Annotated in this window: 2 protein-coding genes and 1 pseudogene; all 3 read left to right on the top strand. The window is 37.8% G+C overall.

Annotated elements, in window-relative coordinates; genetic code table 11:
* Nucleotides 1-385 precede the first annotated feature (385 nt).
* Nucleotides 386-553 carry a hypothetical protein gene (locus QZ562_RS21175; RefSeq protein WP_293764738.1) on the top strand — a complete coding sequence of 56 codons (168 nt, stop codon included), beginning with the start codon at nucleotides 386-388 and terminating at the stop codon, nucleotides 551-553.
* 468 nt (nucleotides 554-1021) lie between these two features.
* Nucleotides 1022-1837, top strand: coding sequence for an IS4 family transposase (locus tag QZ562_RS21170; protein WP_293764735.1), 816 nt, complete (start codon nucleotides 1022-1024; stop codon nucleotides 1835-1837).
* A 24-nt stretch (nucleotides 1838-1861) separates the two neighbouring features.
* Nucleotides 1862-2021, top strand: a pseudogene (locus QZ562_RS21165) (sulfite exporter TauE/SafE family protein); the annotation flags it as partial.

Here is a 2021-nt window from a genome sequence, read left to right as displayed (position 1 = left end):
TGATAAGAAAGTTGTAGATTATCTAATTATATACATACTAATAATTTAGCAAGGATCCCATAATAACACATATGAATTTCACTAAAAAAACCATACCTAAATTAAATAACCCTAACCTTGACTAACTTAACTTAACTTAACTTAACTTAAAAAAGCATAAAGATTTTATGCTTAAATATTGTACTGTCAAGTAAAAATTGAACTCAGAAACGTGCAATAATCAGGGTATAAAAAAAACCAATATTTATGCCGGATATCGCTATTCACCCCAAATTATCAGTCACGTTGTGTGGCTTTATCATAGATTTACGCTCTGCCTTCGTGACATAAAAGAATTGCTGGCAACAAAAGACATTACCGTCAGTTACAAAACCATTAGAAACTGGTGTCAGAAATTCAGTCAAAAATATTACAAACGTCTAAAAAGAACCGTGGACGATTAGGTGATACTTGGTATCTTGATGAAGTATTTATCAACATAATTGGGGTGCTGCAAGAGCCTGCGGGGTCAGGTTCTGAAGTATCCCCACGAATAATTCATATAAGTCAGTAAGATAAGTAAAAAATAAAAAAGAAAGGGAACATCTACGCATGGGGTGATCAGATCTACCGCCAAACATCACCAATAAGGTCATGCCATGAATGTGAATCGTTTTGTGAACAAGACTATACAGTCTTGTCACTCCCAAAATGCATAAAGCACGTCGCAGTGCATTAATTTGTTGTATAAACAGCTTATTGCAAAGCAATGCTTTAACAGTCACGTCCATTGGACGGGGTATTGAATCAAACACAACAGATAAGCACTCTATAAAGCGCGCTGATATAATGTGTTCCAATAATAACTTATTGAACGAAAGCGACGGTATTTATAGTGCGATTTGTGGGCTATTTTGCTCTCGCTCTTTTTGCCCCATTATATTAGTCGATTGGTCAGATCTCGATGAATACAAACGTCATTTTTTAATAAGAGCATCGTTACCTTTCGATGGGCGCTCTGTCACTTTATATGAGGAGGTTCATGATATTAAGACCAAAGAAAACGCACTACTCATACTCTTTTTTATCTCGATTGAAGGCTAAACTAGGTGATAGGGTTAAACCAATTGTTGTCACCGATGCTGGTTTTAAAACTCCGTGGTTTAGACAGATTGCTGCTTTAGGATGGGACTTTCTAGGTAGAACTCGTCATCCTAATTTTTATACATTAAATGATGGTAAAACTTGGCAAAGTATTGCGCGATTTTATCGACAAGCTAAACCTAAACCAAAGGCAAGAAGCGGTGCAATAAATCGTACTAACCCACTCGATTGTCGCTTTATTATTGACAAGCAAAAACTCCAAGGTAGAAAAGATTTAAATCGATACGGTAAAGCTCGACAATCACAGAATGTAAAGAAATATGCTAAGGGAGCAAGGGGTCCATGGCTACTAAGCACATCATTAAAAATGACGAGACGCTTAGGCAAACAAGCGGTCTCTATATACCGAACACGTATGCAGATTGAAGAAGAGTTTAGGGATATACAAAGCAGTGCGTTCGGCTTAGGTTTTGAGCAGAGTCAAAGCCGATTGCTTCGTAGGTTAAAAATTCTAATTCTACTAGCAACCGTAGCTAGCCTGATGTTATTGCTTATAGGTCTGTCAGTTATACAATCAAACGTACATATGCGATATCAAGTCAATACAACTTCCAAAAAGCGAGTATTGTCATTTCAATTTGTTGCCGGGCGAGCCATTCAGGATAAGTCACTAAGGCTTGATGCAAAATGTTTTACCAAATCTCATCTCAAAATAACGGCTCAAGTAGTGTCAATGACACGAAATGTGGCCTAAATTCGTGGGGACCCTGCAGATTTTGGGTTAATTATTTCGTTACCAGCTACGCTAACTATGCTGACTTTGGGTAGTACACCAAGCGATGCTCCAGCTGGTACATTTGGCTTGGTCAATCTATTTGGCTTTCTTTGTATTGTGCCGCTAACGGTATTATTTGCACCAGTAGGGGTATCACTGGCTG

Source organism: uncultured Paraglaciecola sp., from assembly GCF_913058035.1.
GTDB lineage: Bacteria > Pseudomonadota > Gammaproteobacteria > Enterobacterales > Alteromonadaceae > Paraglaciecola.
Note: the sequence above shows the minus strand (reverse complement) of the source record. Positions and strands in the feature narration are given on the sequence as shown.